At 44.6% G+C, this 26,314-nt stretch carries 18 protein-coding genes; 10 read left to right on the top strand and 8 right to left on the bottom strand.

The genetic code is table 11. The features are described 5' to 3' along the window. Position 1: 1 nt before the first annotated feature. The 8 genes from HMPREF3027_RS05160 to HMPREF3027_RS05200 all read right to left on the bottom strand — a co-directional run bounded on the left by HMPREF3027_RS05160 (position 2) and on the right by HMPREF3027_RS05200 (position 9,587). Entirely contained in the window at positions 2-1,276 is a 1,275-nt protein-coding gene (locus HMPREF3027_RS05160; RefSeq protein ID WP_083317520.1) for a hypothetical protein, read from the bottom strand. A 14-nt stretch (positions 1,277-1,290) separates the two neighbouring features. Further along, on the bottom strand, positions 1,291-2,292 hold the full coding sequence (locus HMPREF3027_RS05165) for a glycosyltransferase family 2 protein (RefSeq protein WP_070707471.1): 1,002 nt from the start codon (positions 2,290-2,292) through the stop codon (positions 1,291-1,293). A 279-nt stretch (positions 2,293-2,571) separates the two neighbouring features. Continuing rightward, positions 2,572-3,954 carry a tyrosine phenol-lyase gene (locus tag HMPREF3027_RS05170; protein WP_070707473.1) on the bottom strand — a complete coding sequence of 461 codons (1,383 nt, stop codon included), beginning with the start codon at positions 3,952-3,954 and terminating at the stop codon, positions 2,572-2,574. A 98-nt stretch (positions 3,955-4,052) separates the two neighbouring features. Next, on the bottom strand, positions 4,053-6,086 hold the full coding sequence (gene ftsH / locus HMPREF3027_RS05175) for an ATP-dependent zinc metalloprotease FtsH (RefSeq protein WP_070707475.1): 2,034 nt from the start codon (positions 6,084-6,086) through the stop codon (positions 4,053-4,055). Between the two features lie 23 nt (positions 6,087-6,109). After that, entirely contained in the window at positions 6,110-6,478 is a 369-nt protein-coding gene (gene rsfS / locus HMPREF3027_RS05180; protein WP_070707523.1) for a ribosome silencing factor, read from the bottom strand. 425 nt (positions 6,479-6,903) lie between these two features. Continuing rightward, on the bottom strand, positions 6,904-7,383 hold the full coding sequence (locus HMPREF3027_RS05190) for a Csac_0668 family 2Fe-2S cluster-binding (seleno)protein (protein WP_070707524.1): 480 nt from the start codon (positions 7,381-7,383) through the stop codon (positions 6,904-6,906). 97 nt (positions 7,384-7,480) lie between these two features. Then, positions 7,481-8,914 carry a 23S rRNA (uracil(1939)-C(5))-methyltransferase RlmD gene (gene rlmD / locus HMPREF3027_RS05195; protein WP_070707479.1) on the bottom strand — a complete coding sequence of 478 codons (1,434 nt, stop codon included), beginning with the start codon at positions 8,912-8,914 and terminating at the stop codon, positions 7,481-7,483. Between the two features lie 127 nt (positions 8,915-9,041). After that, a complete protein-coding gene (locus tag HMPREF3027_RS05200) occupies positions 9,042-9,587 on the bottom strand; it encodes a pyruvoyl-dependent arginine decarboxylase (RefSeq protein WP_018028088.1) in 546 nt (181 codons plus the stop codon). 292 nt (positions 9,588-9,879) lie between these two features. Here HMPREF3027_RS05200 and HMPREF3027_RS05205 point away from each other — a divergent pair, with 292 nt between their 5' ends. The 10 genes from HMPREF3027_RS05205 (at position 9,880) to HMPREF3027_RS05250 (ending at position 26,280) form a co-directional block, all read left to right on the top strand. Continuing rightward, positions 9,880-11,268, top strand: coding sequence for an ATP-binding protein (locus HMPREF3027_RS05205; RefSeq protein ID WP_070707481.1), 1,389 nt, complete (start codon positions 9,880-9,882; stop codon positions 11,266-11,268). A 1,209-nt stretch (positions 11,269-12,477) separates the two neighbouring features. After that, positions 12,478-15,492: a tetratricopeptide repeat protein gene (locus HMPREF3027_RS05210; RefSeq protein WP_246830535.1), complete on the top strand. Its 3,015-nt coding sequence runs from the start codon at positions 12,478-12,480 to the stop codon at positions 15,490-15,492. Positions 15,493-15,501: 9 nt separating this feature from the next. After that, positions 15,502-17,349: a TonB-dependent receptor gene (locus tag HMPREF3027_RS05215; protein ID WP_070707485.1), complete on the top strand. Its 1,848-nt coding sequence runs from the start codon at positions 15,502-15,504 to the stop codon at positions 17,347-17,349. Between the two features lie 9 nt (positions 17,350-17,358). Beyond that, positions 17,359-18,165 carry a 5'-nucleotidase, lipoprotein e(P4) family gene (locus tag HMPREF3027_RS05220; protein WP_070707487.1) on the top strand — a complete coding sequence of 269 codons (807 nt, stop codon included), beginning with the start codon at positions 17,359-17,361 and terminating at the stop codon, positions 18,163-18,165. A gap of 25 nt (positions 18,166-18,190) precedes the next feature. Then, entirely contained in the window at positions 18,191-19,060 is an 870-nt protein-coding gene (locus HMPREF3027_RS05225) for a cobyric acid synthase (RefSeq protein ID WP_246830536.1), read from the top strand. Next, positions 19,050-20,084 carry an aminotransferase class I/II-fold pyridoxal phosphate-dependent enzyme gene (locus HMPREF3027_RS05230; RefSeq protein ID WP_070707491.1) on the top strand — a complete coding sequence of 345 codons (1,035 nt, stop codon included), beginning with the start codon at positions 19,050-19,052 and terminating at the stop codon, positions 20,082-20,084. The genes HMPREF3027_RS05225 and HMPREF3027_RS05230 overlap by 11 nt, the downstream gene beginning before the upstream one ends. Further along, complete coding sequence (gene cbiB, locus HMPREF3027_RS05235; protein ID WP_083317521.1) at positions 20,078-21,031, top strand: adenosylcobinamide-phosphate synthase CbiB; 954 nt, start codon at positions 20,078-20,080, stop codon at positions 21,029-21,031. The genes HMPREF3027_RS05230 and cbiB overlap by 7 nt, the downstream gene beginning before the upstream one ends. 95 nt (positions 21,032-21,126) lie before the next feature. Then, on the top strand, positions 21,127-24,357 hold the full coding sequence (locus HMPREF3027_RS05240) for a S41 family peptidase (protein WP_070707494.1): 3,231 nt from the start codon (positions 21,127-21,129) through the stop codon (positions 24,355-24,357). 224 nt (positions 24,358-24,581) lie between these two features. Continuing rightward, positions 24,582-25,454, top strand: coding sequence for a sigma-70 family RNA polymerase sigma factor (locus tag HMPREF3027_RS05245; protein ID WP_018028080.1), 873 nt, complete (start codon positions 24,582-24,584; stop codon positions 25,452-25,454). Between the two features lie 121 nt (positions 25,455-25,575). After that, positions 25,576-26,280, top strand: coding sequence for a hypothetical protein (locus HMPREF3027_RS05250; RefSeq protein ID WP_070707496.1), 705 nt, complete (start codon positions 25,576-25,578; stop codon positions 26,278-26,280). The last annotated feature ends 34 nt before the right edge of the window (positions 26,281-26,314 follow it).

The raw sequence follows: 26,314 nt of genomic DNA on the forward strand, positions 1-26,314 counted from the left end.
GTTAAACAGCTGCAATTTTATATTTAGACTGAAACTCATCTAGCCAGTAGCATAGGGCAACAACATAATAAATGTCGGTCGATACTTTTATCCAAACTACAAAGACAATAATTAATAGTAAAATAAAAAGCAACCTATAGTTTGGAATGGCTTTGCAAAAAGAGAGAAGCTGATAGATAAAGAATATCGCAAAGATAGTCAGACCACATAATCCAGAATACAATACAAATCGGCAATATCCGATATCTGTACCAAAATACCAATCTTCAAATATCCCATAACCAATGATCCACCCCTGTAAATCTGTAGGCCATATCCACATCGTTTGGAGCACATCTGTACTTCCTGTTTGCCACACTCCAGTTTCAAAGAAACTGAAAAATCCCTCAAACCCAAAGCGGAATAGGCTTCTAGCCTCTGCACTCACATTATAGATCAGTATACTTGCCAAAATTGAAATGGCTAAAATAGCAAGGAAGCTATTAATCATAGGCTGGAGAGATATCTTGCCATTTCTATAATTCGCGAAATAAGAACCGATTATAACAATCAGACCAATCACTACTCCTATAAGTGTAGTACGTGAAATCATATTACCAATGATTGATATGATTAAGAAGGAGCAGATAAACCACCTCATACTACTAGAAGAGCCATATACTAGCTCATCCTGTGTCATTACAAATGCGGCCATCGTAAGTGTTACTGCAAAACGAACTCCAGCCGGGTCTAGTGATGCACCTATCCCATATAGCCTCCCCCCTTCCTTCACAAATTGGTTGCCAGTGGTAAGATAGTTATCAACGATATATGCCACCATTGGAATATTATCAATTAACAAGGCAATCACACACTGAAAGAGACAGACTGCAAGAAAATAGCTAGTAATTAGCCTAAGATTTACCTCTCTATGCACTACACGAATTAATTCAGCTACAGTATAGGCCGAAAAAGTCCAAGTAAAAAATGAGACAAAATAATTGCTATAGCCATAGTCTGAAGTGGCATTAATCTCAGTAGAGAGATAATTAATAGTCGAAAATAAAAAAGCTATAAGGGTTGCGAATATGAGTTGCAGTGGAATGGTATTTTTCTTTTCATTAAAAATGCCAATCAGGAATAAGACTGTACCAACTATTGCTAGCACCACTTTAGTATTAGGTCCACCGTATACACCTAGAGAGTTAATTGGGAAAAGGTAAAAATCAACTGCTAGAGCACATATAATAGTGCCTATAGCTTTGGCAATGTTATTAAGCGAAAGGATGTTATTCATGATCTCTATCTCTCTTAATATCTCAATCTATAAGCTATCTTATAAACATAATTAAATAGATCTACCAACCAAAATTGGCCCTTCATAGCCCACTTCTGAAGCCATTGATTATATTTATGATCTGACGGGTATTCATCTATAAAGAGATTAGCCTCTGGAAACAATTCCTGCCATTTTTTATATTGGTTAGCATCTCTAGAATATAGAAAAGGAAGCTTAAGAGTGAGCTTCAAAAAGTTGATATCATCAGTGTAATCGTGACTACTGACTTTTGTCATTATTTCCTCTAGAGCTTTAATATTTGTGGCGATATCATCGTAGTGCTTATTATTATAGTTTTTGGTGAGAGAGGATTCGTTGGATGTCATATAGTGATAAAGAGGGGCGTGTAGCATTTGGAAGTCTTTAGCATAGAGTAACACCTGCCCCATAAAGTAGAGGTCTTCACCCATATTATGCCCTGAAAGGAAGTGTATATTCTCTCTCACGATCAACTCCCGCTTTATCATAAAGGCCCATAAGTTCCATTTCATTTTCCCTTCACAGATCAATTCTAGAGCTACTTCGGGTGTATTAGGTTTGGGACAGTCAATAAGCCTTGATTTTGTCTCATTCTGCAGATAATAGTTATATCCGACGACATCGGTTTGCGGGATAGAAAGTAGCTGTTCAAAGGAATTCGGAGCATAATAATCATCTGCATCTAGCCATAAAATATACTCTCCAATTGCATGAGATAGGGCTGTGTTTCTAGCCTTAGCAACACCTCCATTCTCTTCATGCTGGATAATCTTTACGCTAATATGTTCAGGGGCATTAATGGAAAATTGCTCAAGCACTTCTGACGTCTTATCAGTAGAGCAGTCGTTAACCACAACGAGTTCAAAAGGAATTGCCCCCTGATCTAGGAGCGAGTCCAAACTTCTTTGAATCGTATTTTCACCATTATAAACTGGCATCAGCACAGAAATCAATGGGGGAGCAGTCACTTTTTGTATATTGTCACAATTTTGCATAAGACGCAGCTTTTATCATCTACTTGCAAAGATAAGGAATAATTTTGAGGTGGGAGGAGAAGCTTAAATTAATGCTCGGGAGTTGCACATTTTAGCACAACTTTATGGTTCATTATGCCAGATCTTGAAGACCTTCAATAAGAGTATGCGAGCTAGCGGTATAGATGTGCCACCAGAACTAGGGGGTAGCGTGGTGTGGTAATGTTTGATGGGTGAAGATAGAGTAGGGGAGTAGAGCTGTGGAATAAGCTCTACTCCCCTTTTAATGAAGTGATTATATTAGATTTCTTCAAAGCGTGCGGTGAAGAACCGAAGCTGATGTGGCTCGTAGGTGAATCGGAGCCCCTTGATCGTCTCGGCATGGCGATAAAGCTTGATAACCGACTCTGCTACCACCTGCATGTGTGCATAGGTGTAAACTCGTCTTGGAATGGTGAGACGTACTGTCTCGAGCTTTGGCCTGTGATTTTCCCCAGTTTTTGGATCTCTACCTGCACTCACTATCCCTCTCTCCATAGAGCGTACGCCACCCTCTACATATAGGTTAGCAGCGAGTGCTTGTGCGGGGAATTGGTCTTGCGTGAGGTGTGGACAGAAACGACGTGCATCAATAAAGACAGCATGTCCTCCAGTAGGCTCTACGATAGGCACCCCTCCCTCACGGAGTAGGTCACCAAGATAACGTACTTGGCGAATGCGGTGCTCAATGTACTCAAATTGAAGTGATTCCTTGAGCCCTATTGCCATAGCTTCCATATCCCTACCGGCCATACCTCCGTAGCTTGGCATTCCCTCGAATACTACCACGAGTTCCTTGGCTTTTTGGAATAGCTCCTCATCATTCATACAGAGGAATCCACCAATATTCACAATACAATCCTTCTTACCACTCATGGTACAGCCATCGGCGTAGCTAAACATCTCACGCACAATCTCCTTGATGGTCTTATCGGCATAGCCCTCCTCTTGCTCTTTGATAAAGTAGGCATTCTCTACGCAACGTGTTGCATCGAAAAAGACCTTTACCCCATACTTATTGCAGATATTCCGCACCTCTCGCATATTCTTCATTGAGACTGGCTGTCCACCAGCGAGGTTTACCGTTACTGCAAGGCAAACATAGGCGATGTTTTCCGCTCCCTTTTCCTTGATGATCTGCTCTAACTTCTCCAGATTGATATCCCCCTTGAAAGGAATAGAGCAAGAGGCGTCGTGTGCCTCATCACGGATAATATCCAAGAAGATAGCCCCATTGGCTTCTTGATGGTAGCGAGTAGTGGTAAAGTACATATTACCCAACACATATTGTCCTGGCTTAATGGCAATACGACTTAAGATGTTCTCTGCACCACGACCTTGGTGCGTAGGCACTAAGTGCTTAAAACCAAAAATGTCTTGAACGGTCTCCTCAAGGTGATGGAAATTGCGACTTCCTGCATAGGCTTCGTCACCAATCATCAGTCCACTCCACTGCTTGTCGCTCATCGCATTGGTTCCAGAGTCGGTCAGCAGGTCAATATAGACATCTTCCGAATTGAGTAGGAAGGTGTTGTAACCTGCTTCCTTGATAAGTCTTTTTCGCTCCTCGAGCGAATTCATCTTCACAGTTTCTACAGCCTTAATTCTAAAAGGCTCGGCTGGATACTTGTTTAGGTCTAGCATATTTGTTTTAGGTTTAAGAGTTAATAAAATAACTATCTCCAGTCTGCCTCAAATATACTATTATTCTTCCAACCGCCAAACTATTTAGACTGTAAAAACTACTCCTTTTCCGTTGCCTCAGTAGGGGTTTCTATTGTAGACTCCTGCTCTTTTGACTTATTTTCCGCATCAAGCAATTGATCTGCCCTAGACTTCCACGGTCTTTTACCAAGTATTTTCTCCACATCTTCGGTGAAAATCACCTCCCTACTAAAGAGCAAGTCAGCAATCTTTTGGTGCCCGTCTCTATGCTCCATAAGTATCTGCTTAGCACGCTCATACTGAGTATTGATGATTTGTAGTACCTCCTCATCGATCATCTTAGCCGTTGCTTCACTATAAGGCTTTGTAAATCCATATTCATTTTGGTTATCCTCATAGTTGATATTTGGGAGCTTCTCACTCATACCGAAGTAGGTGACCATAGCTTGTGCCATCCTTGTTACCTTCATCAGGTCATTGGCAGCCCCAGTAGAGATCTTCCCGTAAGTGACAAATTCAGCTGCTCTACCTCCTAGCGTAGCACACATCTCATCCAGTAGTTGCTCCGTAGTTGTAATCTGTCGCTCTTCAGGAAGATACCACGCGGCACCGAGTGAGCGCCCACGTGGCACAATCGTGACTTTGATCAATGGATTGGCATGCTCTAGAAGCCAACTAACTGTAGCGTGACCCGCCTCGTGGATTGCGATAGCTCGCTTCTCCTCCTCTGTGGTGATTTTGGTTTTCTTCTCCAGACCGCCCACGATTCGATCAATAGCACTCATAAAGTCCGACCCTTGGATCACCGACTTATTGGCCCTTGCGGCGTGTAGTGCTGCTTCATTACAAACATTGGCAATGTCAGCACCCGAGAATCCTGGTGTCTGACGAGAGAGTAGGTCAATATCCACCGTGTCATCCATCTTTAGCGGACGCATATGCACTTGGAAAATCTCCTTCCGCTCATGCACATCTGGTAGCTCCACACTAATCTGGCGGTCAAAACGACCTGCTCTAAGGAGTGCTTTATCTAGAATATCTACACGGTTGGTCGCAGCGAGGATAATCACCCCGCTATTAGTGCCAAACCCGTCCATTTCGGTAAGCAACTGGTTGAGCGTATTCTCACGCTCATCATTGCCACTAAAGCCTGCGTTCTTGCTTCTTGCTCTACCGATGGCATCAATCTCATCAATAAAGATGATGCTTGGCGACTTCTCCTTCGCTGTTTTGAATAGGTCCCTAACTCTTGAGGCACCCACACCCACAAACATCTCCACGAAGTCTGAGCCCGAGAGCGAGAAGAATGGCACCCCCGCTTCTCCTGCTACTGCCTTAGCAAGAAGCGTTTTACCTGTTCCTGGAGGTCCTACAAGCAGAGCTCCCTTAGGTATCTTACCTCCCAATTCAGTGTACTTCTGAGGCTCCTTAAGGAAGTGAACAATCTCCTCCACCTCCTGCTTTGCGCCACTTAGACCTGCCACATCTTTGAAAGTGACCTTCACTCTATTCTCGGCATCAAATAGCTGTGCTTTAGACTTGCCAACATTAAATATGCCACCTCCAGAGCCACCTGAGCCTCCACCCATGTTGCCCATCATGCGTCGGCTCATCCAGACCCAAAAGAATATAATAATCAATAAGGGCAAGAAGCTAATAATGATATTGAGCAAATTAGCGGTGTTATTGACATAAGAGACCTTGGCCGAGATAGGCTTCTTCCCCGCCATGATCTCCTGATAGAGGTCATTGAAAGCACCGGCTCCAGGAATCTCCGACGTCACCTCAATCTTAGAGAGTAGGGAAGGACGCTTCTGATCCTTTTCCTTACTAGCAATTTGGTACTTCTTTGCTTTTGACTCAGCCTCCTTTTTGACTACAGCATGCACAGTACCTTTAGAGCTATATACCGTCACCTCCTCAAAGAGGTCATCCTGGAGCATCGCTTGAAAACGGCTCCACTCCACCTCTTCTCCACTAGAACCATTTGAGAAAAGCAAAATCCCCAAAATTGAGAGTAGCATCAGGGTATAAACCCATCCCAGTCCAAATCCCTTTTTCTTCTTTTTTCGATTTGGAGAGTTTTTTGGATTATTTTGTTGTAGTGCCATGACCTTACTATTTCTTTTTTTACTTACTCCTCATCGGGGATGATCGTCTGCTTTGCATCTGCCCACATTTGCTCCAGCCCGTAGTAGTTTCTAAGCTCAGGCACCATGATATGAACCACTACATCTACGTAGTCCATAGCTATCCACTCACCTGATCCTGTATGGGTGTGTATTGGTTTTTCGCCTGTCAGCTGGAGCACCTTATCCCATACCGCCCCTTCGAGGGCACCTACCTGCGTTGCCGTATTGCCTTCTGCCACTATCATATAGTCACAAAAAGCCTCCTCCACACTCCTCATATCTATGAGAGTGATGTGCTTACCTTTCTTCTCCTTGATTCCCTCCACGATAGCTTCTGTAAGCGCTATTGTTGTCTTATTTGATGTTTTCAATGGGTGATTACGTTCTGTCACTGATACTTAAATTTTACATTCCACAAATGTACCAAAAAATAACCGTCGCAGTGCCAATTGCCACTTCTTTTTACTTTATTAGTAGTAGAGATAGGATTACCCCTCTGGAGACTGTTGCACGAAGGCGATCTGCTACGTTGCTTTCGGGATTCGGGCTCGGTCACGTATGTGAGTACGCTCCCAGCACCCTCACCCTCAGCGCCTTGCATCTCATCCTTCGTCAAAAGTCTCAGCACATTTGAAGCAAATGTGCGAGAATGGCACTTCGTGCAAACATTCTCCTCTGCCCTCCTCTGGAGTAGCAAGATATTCTCAACCCCTATGGTTATGGGGAACATATCCACGCTCGTAGATGGAAACATATCAAAGATTGGCTCTCGTTTGTAGGAACATATCGACTGTAATTATTTCATTTTCAAGCCTTTATCGATAGCTTCCTGAATAATCTTATGACAACAAACTCCCAACGGATTGTTTTCTTTACAATTAGAATTTTTCATTGCCCCAGTGATGGCATTTACTTCTTTTACGGATTTCGCGCCATGCTTTACAACTGTTTCAATTACCTGATTTTCTGTGACTTCGCTACAATAACAAGCATACTTAGGATCTGCATCTTTCTTAAACCAGATAGGAACTCTAACTTGGTCTTTCAAGAATTTTATTTCATTATCTAAGTTATAGTAAACAACGTCGCAGTCCTCGTTCATGCAAATCTTATATTGATCTCCGTTAACAGCATTACGATAATCATCTACCACTAGATGTTCAACAGTTACTTTACTAACGGAAATCCCTTCATTATTACATACAGGACAATTGTCTTTAATTTGATCCGGCTTTTCTGTTTTGCATCCACAACAACATTCATTATTAATCTTCATATTCTTAGCCTCCATATTTTCATTATAATTTCTTTTTTAAACTAGGTAAAACCAATTTCATATACTTGTCATTTATTAATAGCGTCAAACTCTATATCTAAATGATGTTCTGTATTTTGGACAACAGAGCTACCGTCTCCACGTGACTGGTATGAGGAAACATATCTACAGGCTGTGCTACCACTACCTTATATGCCTCCTTCATCATCTCCACATCCCTTGCTTGTGTGGCCGGATTACAGCTTACATATACAATCCTTTGCGGTGCTGCCCTAAGGATTGTCTGCACCACATCGGGGTGCATACCAGCCCGAGGCGGGTCGGTAATCAGTACTTCAGGCTTACCGTGCTCAGCAATAAAGCTATCTGTGAGCACCTCCTTCATATCTCCAGCATAGAAGTCCAGGTTTTCCAGTCCATTTACACTTCTATTAATACAAGCATCCTCAATCGCCTCTTCCACATATTCAATACCTATCACGCGCTTAGCATTTCGGCAGATAAATGAAGCGATGGTACCGGTGCCAGTGTAGAGGTCGTAGACAAGTTCATCTCCTTGGAGATTGGCTAGTTTTCGTACCTCTTGGTACAGCCTAAGTGCCTGTTTGCTATTGGTTTGATAAAAGCTTTTTGGTCCAATCTTGTAGCGAAGACCCTCCATCTCCTCCCATATATGATCCTCACCTGCGTAGCAGAAAACCTCTTGATCTCCCCAAGCGTCATTCAATTTATTGTTGATCACATAGATCAGTGAGGTGATCTCAGGAAAAGCCTTGGCAAGAGCATCGAGGAGGGCTTCCCGTTTTTGCTTATCTTCATAAGCAAAGACTACCACTACCATTACTTCGCCCGTGCTACTAGTCCGGATCATCAACGTCCGCATATACCCTTCATGCTTTCGAAGGTCGTAATAGTCGTAGCCGGAATGCTGAGTGGTGAACGCCTTGATAAACAACCTAATTTTATTGCTGAGCTCTCCCTGCAAATGGCACTGCTCAATATCCAGCACCTTGTCAAACATTCGAGGTACATGAAAGCCCAGCCCCGCAAGGTCCAAAGCCTCCTCATTAGGTGTTTCTGAGAGCTCCTCTCGAGAAAGCCAGCGACGGTTGGAGAAGGTAAACTCCAGCTTATTGCGATAGTCATAAGTCTCTTCGCTCCCTATGATTTCACGCATTTCCCCAATCTCAAGATGTCCCACACGCTCCAGTTGGTCGATTACCTGCTGTTGTTTCCCCTCTAGCTGGGCTCTATAGCTCAGGTGCTGCCATTTGCAGCCACCGCATAGACCATAGTGGGTACACCGTGGCTCCACTCTATTAGGAGAGGGCTCCAACAGCCTCGCAATCCGCCCCTCTGCATAGGACTTCCGACGTCTGCCGAGTGTAATATCTGCTATGTCACCAGGCGCAGAGTAAGGGACGAAGAGCACACGACCATCCTCCAGATGTCCCACACAGCGACCCTCTGCCGCCATTCGCTCTATCCTTATCCCCTCCACTATTTCTGGAGCTTTGCTTTTTCTTGCCATATAATATTATATATATACTTTTGGGGTAACCGTCTCAGATACCTCAAGAGGAGGGAGGTGGTCTGCTATTAGAGCCACCCCCCCTTCTTCCTTAAAGTATTAAGTGAATGTTATCTAACAAAGACTATTATACACCGATTGAACTCTCATTCTGCTCAAAGTCCATAAAGCAGAGCCCGACGAGTGCAGTCCCATATCGCTTTTCGATAGTGATTCCCTCGGTCACGAAGTTCAATTCACCTAGGTAATATTGGCTATAAGTCTTCTCGTGTAGGTCAATGATCACTCTTGTGAGCCTAGCCTCTAGCTCCTCAATACGGTATCGACCATTCACCTCACATACCAGTCCGCCAATCTTCTCATCGAAGTTTTCATCGGCATACATCCATGCGTAAACGATTCCAGCTGATACAAACTCATCCTGCGTCCCGTGCGAAACCGACATAATCGTCTTCATCTCCGAACCAAATGGGGGCAAATCAATCTCATCCATCGTTACTAGATGAGCTGTCTTGGGCAAGATCGAGGAGTAGACCATAATATTATAGTCATTGATTCCTGCATCATAAAGCGCCATGTGATAAGAACCAGCGTGTAGCTCTAGGTCCGACTCACCACTTCCCTTGGTCACAAAAAACGCACTTGGCGTTAGGTTGGATATCATCTTACTCATAAAATAGCTATATATATATGTACTTAATCTATTGGATAAATTAAAAACCTCGTTTTCACTTACAAAGATAATGAAAATAGCTCGGATCACATAAGGTCCCACCTCCCTAAGAGTTGTTAATGGAATAGAATTACTATTCTATTATCTGCACTCCCTCTGTTTTGAAGGCCATATGGAGTTGATCCAACTTAATTGCCCCTTTTAATAAGAAGAGAAACACTAAGTAAAACAAATTAATTACCTTTGTTGTAAACCTATCGTTTTGCTTGACAATTAAGTATATACCAACAACATGAAAATAACGGATCTTATTAGTGAGTGTACAATATATGATTTCAAGTTAACGCTTGAAGGCAAGAGACCTAAAAGTTGGATGAAAAGCATAAGCGCTTTTGCCAATGGAGTAGGTGGCTCTTTATTTTTTGGGGTTGATAATAAAGGAGTTGTAAAAGGCCTTGATGACATACAAGGGATTTGCGAAATAATTAGCAGTAAGATCCGAGATTATATGGATCCTTTACCCGATGTTCATTTGATTCCCCATAAGAGTGATACAGGTCTGACTGTTTTGGAGGTTAGAGTCAATACAGGTAACTATACTCCATACTACTACGTTGGAGATGGACAGCGTATCGCTTTCGTGCGAATGGGTGACGAAAGTGTACCCGCAACTGCTGAGCATATGGTACGACTTGTTCTTAAGGGTTCAAATAAGACCTACGACTCACTCGTTACTGACTTTAGTCAAGATAACAACACATTTATAATATTAGCTAATGAGTTTAAGAGACGTACTAAGCAGGACTGGGATAAGAAATATCTGCTTTCATTCGGTCTTGTAACAAGCAATGGCTTTTTAACTAATGCTGGAGCTTTGTTTTCTGATGACTGTCCTTTGTTACAATCGCGCTTATATTGTACACGTTGGGGTGGAAATGACAAGAGCGATGCAATAAATGATGTGGAGTTTACTGGTAATGTCATTATGTTGTTGCGTGAATCTATGAACTTCGTTAGATCCAACACTAGAAAAGGTTGGGATAAGCTTCCGGATGGTAGAAAGAATAAACCTGAGTATGCTGAGCGTGCAGTGCTTGAAGCAATGGTGAACCATTTCATCCATCGAGATTATACGGTGATAGGAGGTGAAGTCCATCTTGATATTTATGATGACCGACTTACTGTTACCTCTCCAGGAGGTATGTACAATGGAATGCTTATTCAGGATTTGGACATATATAATGTATCATCAGAAAGGCGAAACCCAATACTAGCTAATATCATGGCTCAGCTCGAATATATGGAAAAGAGAGGTAGTGGGCTTACTCGAATTTGTAATGAAACAAAAGCATTGCAAGGGTTTAGAGATGAACTGAAGCCAATATTCACCTCCACACCTTTTCAGTTTCAAACCATCATTTATGCCTCTGCAGACTCATCGAATGTCGGAGATGATGTCGGAGATAATGTCGGAGATGAGTCGGAGACTAAACTGACTGATCGTCAGTATGAAATCATCAATCTTATAAGGAATTCTCCGTCAATTTCAGCCCGAGAAATGTCGGAGATATTGTCCGTGACTTCACGCACTATCGAACGTGATCTCTCCTCAATTAAGGAAACTGGGCTACTTAGAAGAGAGGGCAGTGACAAAGACGGAGTGTGGGTGATTATTAAATAGTAGGTGGTATAGGGCACCTCATTGGATGTACATGCTTGTTTTAGTGATAGTCGTAAGTTGGTTATCCTATGAATTAACTCTATACAATAGCCCCTAGATTTTCTCCTTTTACCCTTTGTTACAGAGTTTGTGAAATCTAGGCCTCCCGTGGCAAAGTTGACGCACTAGAAAGGTGGATTTTATTTTTGCCCAATAGCCTAATAATCTCTTCTCTACATAAATATTAGACCTCAGTAAATCAATAGGTTAGGAGAGTGAAAGTTTAGTTGCAACTAAGCAATCGCTGAGTTGCAACTAAGCAATTGACGAGATGCAACTAAGCGATTGCTTTGTTCCTAGCTAAAAGATTGGTGAGTTGTAATCAACCATTTTACGTGGTGACTAAGGCGGGTTGACTTCGCACAATTGCTCCTCGATTTACTTCTTTTGGCTTAAAAAGTGGTTTTGGTGGCAAAATAAAACGCTCTTAATTATATGTTAAATATGAGTATTTGCAAGCCCACTAAGGTTAAACTATGTTATATTTTCGAGGAAAATGATGATGTAAAGGGCGATTTTTAAGGGCAAATTGAAGTGTATCATACTAGCATTCAAGAAGTTTGCACGGTGCAAACCTAAGGTGAATACCTTTAAAAGGTGAATTACTTACGTATGAAAACCGCTGTTTTCTTGCTTCAAAGCTGTGCGTTAAATATGTAATCTATGGATTAAATATGATATTCATTTATATTGAAATCGGTTGCTTTTAGGTGGATTGATTAATCCAATTCGTCTGATTATTAATTTTGCGATTTGTATTTTTCAACCCTTAACAGACCTTAATATACAAAAGTCATTGATCCACATGGGTTTTATTGATCCACTTGTAACCCATTGATATTCATACTGCTTAGCTATTATTGGATTAATTGGATTAATACTCTATAATAGACCCCTAAAATAGGTATATATTAGGTACTAAATATAGGTATTTATTATACTCTATAGGGAATATTGATCCATTAAACCACCTGCGAAATTTGCTTTGCCTTGTCTTTTTATTTTTCGCCAACTGATTTTTTCCTCTGCAATTTATTCGGCTTTTGTTCGGGGTTGGTTTTGCGCACCAGTACGTGGCAAATTGTTTGGGCTCAGGTCGCAAATTTTGGGTACATTTGCGGAAGGATATGGGGCGAGGGAAATTGTAAATTTTGATGATTTTGGTTTGATATGATGCATAATCGTTTCTGCATATTTTTCCTGGCGATGTTTGGACTTTCTTCGGTGGTCCAAGGTCAGGAGCTAGGTGGCATAAGTGGCTATAAGTCCCCCGTTGAGTTGGCTCGTGAGGCGAGAGCTACGGGAAGTGATGTGGGTGTCTTGGGCGCTCTTGGTGGCGCTTGGGATAGTCCTTGGTCGCTGGGTGCAGAGGATGTGGAGAGTCGCTACCTACTTGCGTTGTCTCGTGGAGCACTTCAGTGTGGTGATAGCGAGCTAGAGCTACTGCACTTTGTGGAGCAGCATCCGCACTCCAGTTACATCGATAGGGCGATGGCAGCTCTCGGTGGACTCTACTATGCCTCAGAGGCGTATGGCAGTGCCGTTTACTGGCTTCGGAAGGTCAATAGGGCACTTCTTCCCGAGGATCTCTGTGCGGAGGTGGAGTATCGTCTTGGCTACGCCTTGATGCGAGAGGGGCAAGATCGTGAGGCGTTGGCGCTTTTTGAGCCTCTTACCTACTACGAGAAACGAAGATCGGATGCCCTTTTTTACGCCGGTTATCTCTCGATGAAGGGGGGTGCCTTGAGCAAAGGAAGTCGCTATCTTGGCGAGTTGGTAAATCACCCACAATACGGTAGCTATGCCTTGGCGTATCTTGGTGAGGCTCGCCTTTCCGAGGGGCGTTATGGCGAAGCGCTTCAGTTGGCAGAGCGTGGTCTATCTGGTGGTCACGGTGCCGACCAAACTGTGCAAGCGTCACTTTCTCGCACTGCTGGACTTGCTACTAGCCTACTAGGACAGAGTGAGGCATCGGTACGCCATTTGAAGCAATATTTGGCCGCTGGTGGTGATGCCAGTGGCGTGGAGCTCCTGACACTCGGTAAGGAGCTATTGGCGCTTGGGCGTTATAGCGAGGCAGAGCCCTACTTGCTACAAGTCGGTGAAGGTGGCACGAACTTTATGAGCCAACTGGCACTCTACTACGCCGGCCTCTGCAGGCTTTCTGAGCGCAAGTTGGGGGGAGCGATTGATCTATTCGATAGAGCTTCAGGGATGGGGGTATATGCACCTATCACCGAAGTTTCGGTCTACAATGCAGCACTTGCCAGCTATGCCGGTACGCCAGGGCGATTGGGTGATGGAAGCCGTCGCTTGGCACGTTTCCTAAAGCGATATCCACAAAGTAGTTACCGAGGAGAAGTGATTAGTTACCTCGAGGAAGCTTATCTACATGAGCCCAATAGTGGTGAGGTACTGAAGGTGCTCGAGGAGTTTTCACCACTACCCACCGAGTTGGTGCGAGTGCGAGACCGTGTGAAGCTTCGCCAAGCTGGCACTTCCCTCGCTAGTGGCGATGTAAGTGTAGCGTCTCAGCAATACGACGAACTGATCAAGAGCGGGCGTGATGCGGAGAGTGTGGCAGAGGCCTATCTCTGGAAAGGCGAAGCGGCCTACCGTGCCAAGGATTATGGCGAGGCCATTCGCAGTACCGAGCAGTACCTCAAGGCTCGCCCTAGCAGTTTGCCTCTGAACCCCAATGCCTACTACACACTTGGCTATGCCTGCTACAACTTGGGCCGTTATGGTGATGCTGAAGGCTGGCTAAAACGCTTTGAGCGTGAATTGGCAGAGCCCACTCCCGATCAGAAGAGTGCGGTGAATTGTAGGCTGGGCGATATTGCTATGCAGCGCCGAGCTTATGAGGAGGCGGTGAGGTACTATCAAAAGGCAGAGCAGGCAGGAGGTCGTGAAGCAGATCATGCACTTTTCAATCGGGCAATGATCCTTGGATTGCAGAAAAAATATCAAGAGAAAGCAACCCTTTTAGCACTCCTTCCACAGAGATATCCAGCCTCTTCCTTGGTCGATGAGGCTCTGTACGAGCAGGGAAGGGCTCGCCAATCGGTTGGTGATGTGTCGGGGGCTGAGCAGCTCTTCACCCGCTTTTTGAGAGAGCGTGCCAATAGTGCATTTGCACCTAAGGTGGCTCTGCAATTGGCACTTACCTACTATGGGGAAAGTCGTTTGGACGATGCGGTGAAGGCTTATGAGCGTGTGATACGAAACTACCCACAGAGTGGCGAGGCAAAGAGTGCCCTTCAGGACTTAAAGAGCATCAGCATCCAGCTCAATAGGGTGGATAGCTATAGTCGCCTAGTGCAAGAGACTGGGGTGTCGGAGCAGCTCTCTTCGACGGAGCTCGATTCACTCGCTTATCTTGCTGCCGAAGGGGTGGTGGCTCGTGGTAACAATGCAGAGGGCATTGAGGCACTAGAGTCTTACATAAATAGCTACCCAAGGGGTGCTTTTGTGGATAAGGCTACTTACAGCCAGGCACTACTGAAGTATCAGGCCCGTCAGTATGGCGAGGTGGTAACGATGCTGAGCGATCGTGCGAAAACATTCCAAGGTAAACTAGCAGAGGATAGCTATCGCCTTCTCGCCTCAAGCTACGATAAACTCAATGAGCCGGGTAGGGCAGCAGAAGCTTATCTGTCGTTGGCACTTAGCGTGGGAGACAAAGCTGGTCGCAGTACGTGGGTTATTTCATCTGCCGAGCGTGCCGAAACGAGTAGCAGTACTGACTTCGCGGTGAGCCTGGCCAATCAGGTGGCTAATGGTGCCCTGTCGGTAAGTGATGAAGCGGCAGCCAAGGTTTACCTCACTGCAGCGAAACTGACGGCTCTCAACAATCAAAAGTCGCAAGCCCTCCGCTTCGCAAAGTTGGTGATGAAGCATAAGGATTTTGGTGGCCATGCCATCGCTCGTACCATTTTGGCACTAGACCTATACGATCAAGGTAATTACCAAGCTGCCAAGAAGGAGATGGAGCAAGTGACCAGTAGAGGTACTACGGATGCATACTGGCTAGCGAGGGCCTTTATCCTCCTCTCGGACTGCTACGATAAGTTGGGGGATAAGGAGAGTGCACAACTCTATCTTGAGAGTGTGAAGGGGAGCTATTCCAATCGCAATGATGGGATACTTAAGATGATTGATACCCGCTTGGGAAGACTAAAATAGAATCAATAGATGATGATGAGATATATCCGTCCGTGGCTCCTAACGGGAGCTCTACTACTCGCCGGAGGTGAGGCACTTGCCAACCCTTTTGCTACTGATACGCTGAAGAGGGAGATGGTGCTACAGAGAGAGTACCAACCTGTGGGGCAGGAGGCTGAGAAGGTCTTTTTTAACCCTCTGGAGGGGAGTGCCCCTAAGAAGCTGAAGCCTATTCGCTTTGCCCGCAATACCTATGCGATAGCCATGAATGTGACGCCCAAGCTTTTTGAGCCCTTGGATAATCCTCTGGCTCCTGAAGCGGTGAAGCAAAAGTTACATGCACGACTATTTGGAGGTTATCCTGGCATCGGAGGTGCCGAACTGGCCTTCCTCCCCAGGACAAGTGAGGCTGGTACGCTGATGCTATCGGCAGAGCATCTATCTAGGTATGTCAGAGGGGAGTATTCATCTATCGGTATAAAAAAGATTGATGAGACCCACGACACTCGCATAGGGATCAACTACAATCATGCACTTGAAGAGCGTACAGTAGGGGGTGGCGTGGAGCTATTTCATCATGCCAATACGTTTTATGGGCTATTTTCTCCACGCAAGGAGCCCTTTGCATCGCTATTGGATGCTACCTATCCAATGTATCAAATGGGTGGGGCGGAGATCAATCTCTCCCTTAGTCCTGCACCTATTGCCTTGGCAAGTCGGTGGCAGTATGGTATTCGTGGAAAGGTGAGCTATACGGGCAAGGATAATGCCTCAATGCTCTATGAGCAAAACAGGCTAGTGCTCCCATTAGGTGAAGAGAGGACAAAGCCTGAGAAGGTGTCGGAGCTAGGACTGGATTTAGTGGCAAACCTAGACTATAAATTTGCCGGAAGCGACTGGGGCTTTGGTGTGGATGGCAGATATCAATTGATTGCTATCTCAGCGCTACATACGATGTTGGACGTTCATTCACCGATGCAGCAGATCTCATTGGCACCTCATGTGGGGTACAGTGCTCCTAACCTACACCTTTCGGCGGGTGCTAAGGTGCAATTTCTCAATCGTGGTAGCCGCAAGCTATTGGTGGTGCCTGATGTGGAGCTACGTTACAGAGCCCACGATCTATTTTCTCTCTATTTGCTCGCCGATGGTGGGGCTAGATTCCATGGCCTGAGAGAGCTTTACCAGGAGAATAGATGGCTTTCTGCAGAGGCTGTGTACAATGGTTTTGACATAGCTCAGTACAGAGCATTGGTGGGGATTCAGTTGGGAAATATCAATGGCTTCTCAATTGACGTTAACGGAGGATATACGCACTTTAGTGACTTCTCTGATTGGGATTACTCACTCTATAATACCACGTTTATAGCGCCAAATAGTAGCCAGCAAGAGGGGCTATTTACCCCATTATTTACCAAGGTCAATCGTGGAGGTGTAGGGCAAGTATTCTTTAAGGTAGAGGCGCGCTATCTCTCGCCGATTGGTCTGGATCTTGGAGCTAAGGTGAAGGTGAATAGATATCAGAGCACGCTAGAGGAAAAGCCAACGGTGGGCTTTGGGCTGCCTACGATGGAGTTAGGAATCGATGCCAACTACCTGCTGATGGATAAACTGACCCTTCATGTAGACTTCCAAGCCTTGACTGGGATCAAGTACCTTGTGCCTCAGATCGATGATGTACAGGGTGTGGTTACGAAAGGTAAGGTGGAGGATCATTATAATTGTCTGAATCTCGGAGCTAGAGTTACTTATGACGCACACCGTAATGTAGGGGTTTCTATCATTGGTCAGAATCTTTTGCATCAAAAACAAGGCAGATGGTTGGGCTATGAGCGTCAGGGAATTACTGGCATGCTTGCTTTGACGCTTAAATTTTAATTGTAGAGTATGAAAAATAGATTGACTTCATTTGGAATCGTTGCTCTGAGCCCTTTGTTGCTACTCTTATGTGGGTGTGGCTCTCAGAAACGTGTAGTGGAGAGTGAACTCCCTTTTGCCAAGATATACACCGCTGCGTGGATGCAACGCTCGGCAGAGTATGAAGCACTTTGCTATCAAGCTTTTAATGGGGCTAGGCTCTACTTGGATCAGGCACTTGCATTGTCGCAAGAGGGGGATAAGCCACTTGCGATCATTACGGATATTGATGAGACCATCTTGGACAACTCTCCAAATGCGGTTCATCAGGGGCTAAAAGGGGAGCTTTTTGACTCTGCAGAGTGGACCAAGTGGTGTGCTATGGCTGTAGCCGATACTGTGCCAGGTGCTCCTGCTTTCCTTAAGTATGCTGCCAATGAAGGGGTAGAGATATTTTATATCACTAACCGCAACTTTAATGAGCGAGAGGGGACTCTGCTCAACTTACAGAAGTATGATTTCCCCTTTGCAGATAATGATCACTTGCTACTCAAAGGGGATACTAGTAATAAGGATCTGCGTAGGGAGCAGGTGCTTAAGGACTTTGATGTGGTGATCTATATGGGCGACCAATTGACCGACTTCCCTAGCTACAATGCTTTGAATGAGACGCAGAGAAGTCAGGTGGCTCGTGACGATATGAGCAATTTCGGGACCATCTATATTGTGCTCCCTAACCCTAATTATGGCGAATGGGAAGGAGCATTATTTGAAGGTCGTAGGCTAGATCCAAAAGCACAGGCAGAAGTGATCAAGCGCCGTGCCAAGGGGTATTAAATTAAAGACCACATAACATATTGGTATGGAAAAATTGCGTCCCATAATGATAGCTGGTACGGGGAGTGATGTGGGGAAGAGTATGATTGTGGCAGCTCTCTGCCGTCTGCTACGGGAGGATGGATTTCGTCCCGCCCCATTTAAAGCTCAGAATATGGCACCCTACTATTACACTGCACCCAATGGAGATCGTATCAGTGTGGCACAGGCTCTGCAAGCTGTGGCGGCCGGGGTGGAGCCTGAAGCACTACTTAATCCGGTATTGATGATGCCTTCGAGTGTAACGAATGCCCATATCTACTGCTTAGGTAAGGAGGTAGGAGAGCAGCATGCGAGGGATTATTTTCGCCAAAGTGAAGGAAGAAGGGAGCTTCAAAGTCATGCCTGGGCAGCTTTTGATCAGCTGAAAACTCGCTACAATCCTATTGTGCTCGAAGGAGCAGGAAGTGTGAGTGAGCTTAATTTGCTAGATACCGACTTTGTGAATATGCCGATGGCGGAGCATGCCGATGCGGCAGTGATTTTAGTGGCCGACATTGAGCGTGGTGGGGTCTTTGCTTCAGTGTATGGCTCTGTGATGCTTCAGCGTCCCGAGCATCGTAAGCTGATTAAGGGGATCCTGATCAATAAGTTTCGAGGTGACCTCTCTATATTTGCGCCAGCAACGAAGATGATCGAGGAGCTTTGTGGCGTGCCGGTGCTTGGGGTGATTCCTTATATGGAGGGAGTGGAGCTCCCTAGCGAGGATACCTTGAGCGATAAGAGTGCTCATAAGAGCGACTACACTGATGAGGATATTGAGAAGTTAGAAGATACTTTTGACCTGCTTGCTAGCCATCTGAGAAGTCATATTGATGTGGAGCTTCTATACAAGATAATGAGATATGAAGCTTAATGACCACGGAGATGACCGATATAGATATCCAGGGGTAGAGATTGTTGCTGACTTTAGTTCTAATGTGCCACATATCCCTGAGAATGAGGGCTTGTGGCGCTATCTTACTTCAAGAAAGGAGGTTCTCCATCGCTATCCGGAGCCACGTGCCTTCTCTTTGGAGTATAAAATTGCTAGCTCGTTTAGGGTGCCTGAGGAGTCTGTATTGGTGACAAGTGGAGCTACTGAGGCGATTTATATGATTGCCCACCTTTTTGCAGGGCGTCGTTCTTATATTCCACAGCCGACCTTTTCGGAATATCGCCACAGTGCACAGCTCTATGGTCATACAATTATAGAGATTGAAATTGACGAGGTGTTGTCGGGAAAGGTGGAGTTTGCTCCCAATAGTGTGGTGTGGCTTTGTAATCCCAATAATCCTACCGGTCTTACCTATGATCACGAGCAGTTACTGAATTTGATGAGAAGTAACCCCTCGGTGACTTTTGTGATTGATCAGTCTTATCTGGCGTTTACTCCAAAAAGGGTGCTCTTGCCGATGGAGGTGGTGGACTTACCTAATTGTTTCTTGGTGCATTCTCTTACTAAAGCCTATGCAATACCGGGGCTAAGGCTAGGTTATATTATCGCTACTCCAGCCTTATTGGAGCAGCTAGTGGCATTGAAACTACCATGGAGTGTCAATGCTATGGCGGTTGAGACGGGGCACTATCTGCTGGAACATGGGCGTTCCATTCACTTGGAAACTCTTCTTGAGGAGCGGAGGTGGTTGGTGGAGCAACTTCTTCGGTTAAGTGGCGTGGAGGTTTATCCTACAGATACGCACTATTTCCTTGCTAAACTGAAGCGTTTGACCGCTGCGGAAGTGAAGGATTGGTTGGTATTTCACCATGGAATATTGATTCGTGATGCCTCTAATTTTCCCACGCTCTCTTCCTATCATATTCGTTTGGCAACACAGAGTAGAGAACAAAATGAGAAGCTGATAACGGCTCTCAATGATTTGAATAATATGCTATGCTGACCTATTACTCACTACAAGCTCTGTTTTTGGCACGGATGATCATGCTATGGCTAGGGTGGCTACTGGATCGCCTATTAGGTGACCCAGAGCGGTTGCCTCACCTGATTGTGGGTTTTGGTAAGGTGATTTCGTGGGCGGAAGGAAAGTATAATCACGGCGAGCATCGGCGTAGGAATGGGGCGATGGTGGCACTATCGCTGATTCTTGCGGTGGCACTGCTCTCTTTTCTCTTGATTTATTTCTTGCCATCGTGGCTTTCTGTGGTGGTGGGGGCTATTTTGGTCTACTATTGCCTAGCTGGGACCACGTTAATAGAGGAGGTAGAGGAGGTGTTTCGACAGCTTGCCATCTCACTTCCTGCTGGTAGAGAGCAACTCTCTCGCATCGTAGGAAGGGATACTGATTCGCTCACTGAGGAAGAGTGCAAAGTGGCAGCATTAGAGACTTTATCCGAAAACCTTTCGGATGGAGTGGTCGCTCCACTCTTTTGGTTTTTGATCTTTGGAGTGCCCGGAATTGTGGCCTATAAGATGATCAATACTTTGGACTCGATGATTGGGTACAAGAATGAGCGATATGGGGAGTTTGGATACGTGGCCGCTAAGATTGATGATGTGGCCAATTGGATTCCTGCAAGGATTACTGCTTTGCTTATGCTTGTGGCGAATAGGCGGTGGGATCTGCGTACCAAGGTATTTGAGGAGGGGCGCAAGCATACAAGTCCGAATTCGGGATATCCCGAGGCGGCTCTTGCATTGATGCTGGGGTGTCAATTTGGTGGAACGCACGTCTATGGAGGACAAATGGTGGAGAAGCCTACGATAGGCTCTTCAACGCACCTACTGACGGATGGCGATTTGAAGTTTGCGCTCCAAACGAATCGTAAAGTGGAGGTGCTACTGATATTAATTATCTCTGCTCCGTTTTTGATTTTTTCTTTGTTTTGATGGCTAAGTATTATATGCTTAAAATCTAAGACGGTTAGGGAAAAAATCATTAAGTTTGTAACTAGTAATTTAACTAACAAAAATTCATAGCCTATATGAGGATTATTAGAAGAATCTATTTTGTTGCTCTTGCACTTATCGGAATGGCTGGAGCAGCAGTTGCAAATGATGAACCACTATGGATGAGATATCCATCCATATCGCCAAATGGCAAAGAAATCGCTTTCGCGTACAAGGGGGATATTTACAAGGTGGCTACCACTGGAGGAGTGGCCACTAGACTGACTACTCACGAAGCATATGACACCACTCCTATGTGGAGCCCTGATGGTTCGAAAATTGCTTTCGTAAGTGATAGATACTATGGGAGTAGGGATATTTATGTGATGAATGCCAATGGAGGTGCAGCTAAAAGGGTGACGACTCATTCTACATCGGAGTCGATCCTAGCTTTTTCGCCTGATGGCAGGTATATCTATTATACTGCTCATATTCAGGACCCCGCAAGTAGCGCACTTTTCCCTACCGCTCGCCTCAATGAGGTGTATAAGGTGCCTGTGGAGGGTGGTCGCTCTATCATGGTGATGGCTACTCCTGTAAGTATGGGGGCTATTAGTGCCGATGGGCGTCAGCTGATTTATGAGGATATCAAGGGGTTTGAAAATGTATGGCGTAAGCATCACACCTCTTCCGTGACGAGAGATATCGTGCTTTACGACTTCAAAAGCAAGCAATATAAGCCTCTTGCAACTTGGAAGGGTGAGGATCGTAACCCTGTATTTGCTCCTAATGGGGATAGCTTTTATTTCTTGAGCGAGCGTGAAGGAACTTTTAATGTGTTTAAGCAACCTTTGAATAGCAGTAACGAGAAAGATGCGGTGGCTTTGACTAATTTCAAGAATCATCCAGTGCGTTTTCTTTCTGTAGGTGGAGATGGAACTCTTTGCTTTGGTTATGACGGCCGCATTTACACTATGACGGAAGGAAGCCAACCCCAAAAGGTAGCTATACAGATATTGAGCGACGTGGACGAGGAGGAGATTACTAAAACCACCTTTACGCGTGGCATTACTTCGGCTTCGGTTTCGCCTGATGGCAAAATGCTCGCTTATGTTATTCGTGGCGAGGTATTTGTAACGAGTTCAGACTATTCAACTACTAAGCGAATTACCGATACCCCAGCAATGGAGAGAAGTGTCTCTTTCGGTAGCGACAATAGAAGTGTAGTTTATGAGTCGCAACGAGGGGGTAAAAGTGATATTTATATCGCTAAGATGGCTCGTAAAGAGGATCCTAACTTTGCCAATGCTACTCTTGTAAATGAGGAGCTTTTGATCCCTGGTGATAAGTCTGAAAAGATGCATCCTACTTTTTCTCCTGATGGTAAATATGTGGCTTATGTGAAGGATCGCAAGACGTTGGCGGTCTATGATGTGGAGAAGAAGAGCTCGAGAGTGGTATATGATGGTAGATATACGGCCGATAAAACTGGTGGAATCAACTATACTTGGTCGCCAGATGGTCGCTGGATAGCTATGGAGCTCTCTGATAATCATCACGAGCCTTTCTGTGATATTATTCTATTGAATGTGGCTACAGGTGACATGACTAATATCACGCAGAGTGGGTATTTTGATATGAACCCTCGATTTGTGATGGGTGGAAATGCGATCATCTATGCTTCGGAACAATATGGCATGCGTAACCACGCTAGTTGGGGTTCGATGAATGATGTGATGATCGTATTTCTGAACCGTGCTGCTTATGATAAGTACAAACTCAATGAGGAGGATTATGAACTTCTACTTGACGAGGAGAAGAAGGCCGAAAAGGATGCAGATAAGGATGAGACTAAGGACAAGGAAAGCAAGAGTGATGAAATCCTAGTGGAGCTTGAGAATATCCAAGATCGTATCGTGAGACTGACCCCTGCTTCTAGCGACTTAGGTGACGCCTATATCACTAAGGATGGTAAAAAGCTCTACTATATGGCCGCTTTTGAGGGTGGATATGACCTATGGGTGAAGGATCTGCGAAAAGGTGATACCAAACTTCTGAAGAAGCTTGATGGTTCTTATGTCTCTTTTGAACCTGATGCAAAGGAGGAGAATCTCTTCTTTATCAGCACTGGAGGGGTACAAAAGATGTCTTTGAGTAGTGAAAAGTTGGAGTCTGTCTCTATCAGAGCAGAAATGAATCTCAATGCCAAGGCTGAGAGGGAGTTTATGTTTAACTTCGTTAAGAAGGAGGAGGCAGAGCGTTTCTACGTTAAGGATATGCACGGTGTGGATTGGGAGTTTATGACGGATGAATACCGTAAATTCTTGCCACATATCAATAATAACTATGACTTCTCTGAGATGCTATCAGAGCTACTTGGCGAGCTAAATGTATCGCACACTGGTAGTGGTTATGGTAAATTTAGCTCTGCTGAAAGGGTAGCTGAGACGGGGCTATTCTTTGATCTTACTCGAGCTACTGATGAGGGGCTTCTTATTGAAGAAGTTGTAGCTGGTGGTCCTTTTGATACGCACAAAAGCGAGGTACGTGCAGGAGACTATCTAACTAAGATTGATGGAGTAGAGATTCGTGCCAATGTGGACTTCTTCCCTCTACTCGCTGGTAAGAGCGGTAAGAATGTACTCTTTACTTTCTACTCCCCAAAGAGTGGTAAAACCGATGAGGAGGTGGTGAAGCCTATTTCTAGTGGACGCCTTAATGGTCTTCTATATGAGCGTTGGATCAAGCAACGTGCTGAGGAGGTGAAGCGTCTGTCGGGTGGTAAGCTGGGTTATGTGCATATCGCCTCGATGGATGATGATAGCTTTAGACGAGTTTACTCCGATGCTATGGGTAAGTATTACCAGACTGATGGCCTTGTAGTAGATATCCGCTACAATGGTGGTGGAAGACTACACGAGGATTTGGAGGTATTCCTTTCGGGCACTAAGTACCTAACTCAAGAGATTCAAGGTGAGTACTATTGCGATATGCCAAGTAAGAGGTGGACTAAGCCTTCGGTTATGGTGATGTGTGAGGCTGACTACTCAAATGCTCACGGATCGCCTTGGGTATATAAGCATATGGGGATAGGTAAACTTGTAGGAATGCCTGTGCCTGGAACGATGACCAGTGTGAATTGGGTAACGCTATTGGATCCATCACTCTACTTCGGAATTCCTGCTGTGGGCTACAAGACTGCCGAAGGCTATTATCTAGAGAACTTTGAGTTGCAGCCTGATGTAAAGGTGAACCTAGACTTCAAGAGGGTCCTAGATGGAAAGGATACTCAGATTGAAGCTGCTGTAAAAGAACTACTCAAGTAACCGAACTGATTTAATGAGAAAAAGGTGTTACCTTGACGAGTTGATAGGTAACACCTTTTATATCATTATTCTGAAGCGAACAAAGTGGCGGTAGGTCTTGTTATTCAATTGATGATATGGACAAATTGTCCTTGGCACGCATCTTGCTCCGTATCATAGATATATTGAGTATCTGTGAATAAATAGGTAAATTTGCACACTTTTTTGAATATATAGGAGAACGTATGAGACAATTAAAGATTGAGAAGTCGATCACGAGTAGGGACGACGCAGTAATGAATCGCTATATGAAGGAGGTTGCTAAGGAGGAGATGATCACTCCTGAGCAAGAGGCTGAATTAGCGATGCAAATACAGCGGAATGACGAAAATTCGGAAGCTGCTGTGGATAAACTGGTGCGTGCCAATCTCCGATTTGTGATTAGTGTGGCAAAGCAATATCAGGATTTGGGCCTACCTCTTATTGACCTTATCAATGAGGGTAATCTCGGTATGATACGTGCAGCTCAAGGTTTTGATGGCTCACGTGGTTTTAAGTTCATTACCTATGCAGTTTGGTGGATACGACAGAGTATTCTAAAGGCTTTGGGAGACCAAGGGCGTATTGTTCGCCTTCCACAGAATCAAGTAGGAAATGTGACGAAGCTGAAAGCTGCAAGAGATAGATTTGAGCAACTTCATCAGAGACTTCCCTCGCCAGAAGAATTGGCAGATGAGCTCGATATGGAGGTGGATAAGGTGATTGATATTATCCAAATCGATAAGGGTGAAGTTTCTGTTGATAAAACTTTTGATGACGGCGAGTCTAATACCCTTTTAGATGTCTTGCAAGATGAAGATGCTAGAGATGTTGATGGCGGGCTTATTGATGAGAGTTTAGTCAATGAGATTCGCTCGGCTATGCAGTGTCTTTCCGAGAGGGAGCAATATGTTTTGATCCATACATACGGCTTAGGTGGTGAGCAGGAAATGAGCCTCGATGAGATCGGATCTGCAGTAGGATTGAGCCGTGAAAGAGTAAGGCAGATACGTGAAAAGGCAATACGCCAATTACGTAAGAATGCTGATGAAACGCAACTGAGAAGCTATCTTGGATAGTAGAAGCTTTGCATTAGTCGTGATTAATGGGTCTCGAGATTGGTACACCAAATTCGAGACCTCATTAGTAGAAGTGAAGATAAATATAAGTGATTTGACCTAGTAGGTCTAGCTATCAATAATGAAGGAAATGGGAGTTGAATTACCAGAAAATCATGAAGAAGGAATTGAGATGGTTGCTCTCACTCTTCGTGGGATAGGAAGTGCTACACAATCCCCTGATGTGATGGTGGCACTCTTATCTCCTATTGATTCGGATAAATATAAATTGCCAAATGGTAATGAAATGATTTATCCTGTTGCCATTCCTTCTGAATTGAGTCCTATTTTTTTCTCTAAGATAAATAGCCTCTATTCTAGCAATGTAGATCTCCCAAATCTGACTTATTACTTTGAGCTAATTTCTGATACCAAGTTGACGGCACTCCATATATACGAGGGGAGATACTCCATAAAGTCCGATCTTTATTATGTGGGTGAGGATGGTACTCGTGGTAGCTTTAAGACTTCTATGCCTAATGGTTTGATGACTGCGCTGGAGCAGCGGTTGGATATCTTAATAGACTATAAGCTTCTCAGTAAAGCGGCTAGTTATTTTGATGTGAAACAAAAGGACTCTCTTTTACCTTCAGATGTTTCTCCATTGCAGTCCTACTACAATGAGCTTAAGTCGCAAATTTCTAATGGTGTAAAACCTGACGACCCTCTTGTGTTGCATCTTATTAAGATGCTTGCTTCTATGAGTGATGAGCTTATTCAGAATCTACTTGAGGTGGCAGTAGACTCTGAAAACTATGAATGGATTTCTGTACTTAAAAACAGCTAAATCGTGATTGATAGAGATTGGAAAGAGGTATTTA

The organism is Porphyromonas sp. HMSC077F02 (assembly GCF_001815465.1).
GTDB lineage: Bacteria > Bacteroidota > Bacteroidia > Bacteroidales > Porphyromonadaceae > Porphyromonas_A > Porphyromonas_A somerae.

Excerpts from the sequence above, each read along its gene's own strand:
- HMPREF3027_RS05170 (WP_070707473.1), bottom strand. The coding sequence starts at position 3,954 with ATGCTAGACCTAAACAAGTATCCAGCCGAGCCTTTTAGAATTAAGGCT.
- HMPREF3027_RS05245 (WP_018028080.1), top strand. The coding sequence starts at position 24,582 with ATGAGACAATTAAAGATTGAGAAGTCGATCACGAGTAGGGACGACGCA.
- HMPREF3027_RS05230 (WP_070707491.1), top strand. The coding sequence starts at position 19,050 with ATGAAGCTTAATGACCACGGAGATGACCGATATAGATATCCAGGGGTA.
- ftsH (WP_070707475.1), bottom strand. The coding sequence starts at position 6,086 with ATGGCACTACAACAAAATAATCCAAAAAACTCTCCAAATCGAAAAAAG.
- HMPREF3027_RS05165 (WP_070707471.1), bottom strand. The coding sequence starts at position 2,292 with ATGCAAAATTGTGACAATATACAAAAAGTGACTGCTCCCCCATTGATT.
- HMPREF3027_RS05200 (WP_018028088.1), bottom strand. The coding sequence starts at position 9,587 with ATGAGTAAGATGATATCCAACCTAACGCCAAGTGCGTTTTTTGTGACC.
- HMPREF3027_RS05240 (WP_070707494.1), top strand. The coding sequence starts at position 21,127 with ATGAGGATTATTAGAAGAATCTATTTTGTTGCTCTTGCACTTATCGGA.
- cbiB (WP_083317521.1), top strand. The coding sequence starts at position 20,078 with ATGCTGACCTATTACTCACTACAAGCTCTGTTTTTGGCACGGATGATC.
- HMPREF3027_RS05210 (WP_246830535.1), top strand. The coding sequence starts at position 12,478 with ATGATGCATAATCGTTTCTGCATATTTTTCCTGGCGATGTTTGGACTT.
- HMPREF3027_RS05215 (WP_070707485.1), top strand. The coding sequence starts at position 15,502 with ATGATGATGAGATATATCCGTCCGTGGCTCCTAACGGGAGCTCTACTA.
- HMPREF3027_RS05160 (WP_083317520.1), bottom strand. The coding sequence starts at position 1,276 with ATGAATAACATCCTTTCGCTTAATAACATTGCCAAAGCTATAGGCACT.
- HMPREF3027_RS05225 (WP_246830536.1), top strand. The coding sequence starts at position 18,191 with ATGGAAAAATTGCGTCCCATAATGATAGCTGGTACGGGGAGTGATGTG.
- HMPREF3027_RS05250 (WP_070707496.1), top strand. The coding sequence starts at position 25,576 with ATGAAGGAAATGGGAGTTGAATTACCAGAAAATCATGAAGAAGGAATT.
- HMPREF3027_RS05190 (WP_070707524.1), bottom strand. The coding sequence starts at position 7,383 with ATGAAGATTAATAATGAATGTTGTTGTGGATGCAAAACAGAAAAGCCG.
- HMPREF3027_RS05205 (WP_070707481.1), top strand. The coding sequence starts at position 9,880 with ATGAAAATAACGGATCTTATTAGTGAGTGTACAATATATGATTTCAAG.
- rlmD (WP_070707479.1), bottom strand. The coding sequence starts at position 8,914 with ATGGCAAGAAAAAGCAAAGCTCCAGAAATAGTGGAGGGGATAAGGATA.
- HMPREF3027_RS05220 (WP_070707487.1), top strand. The coding sequence starts at position 17,359 with ATGAAAAATAGATTGACTTCATTTGGAATCGTTGCTCTGAGCCCTTTG.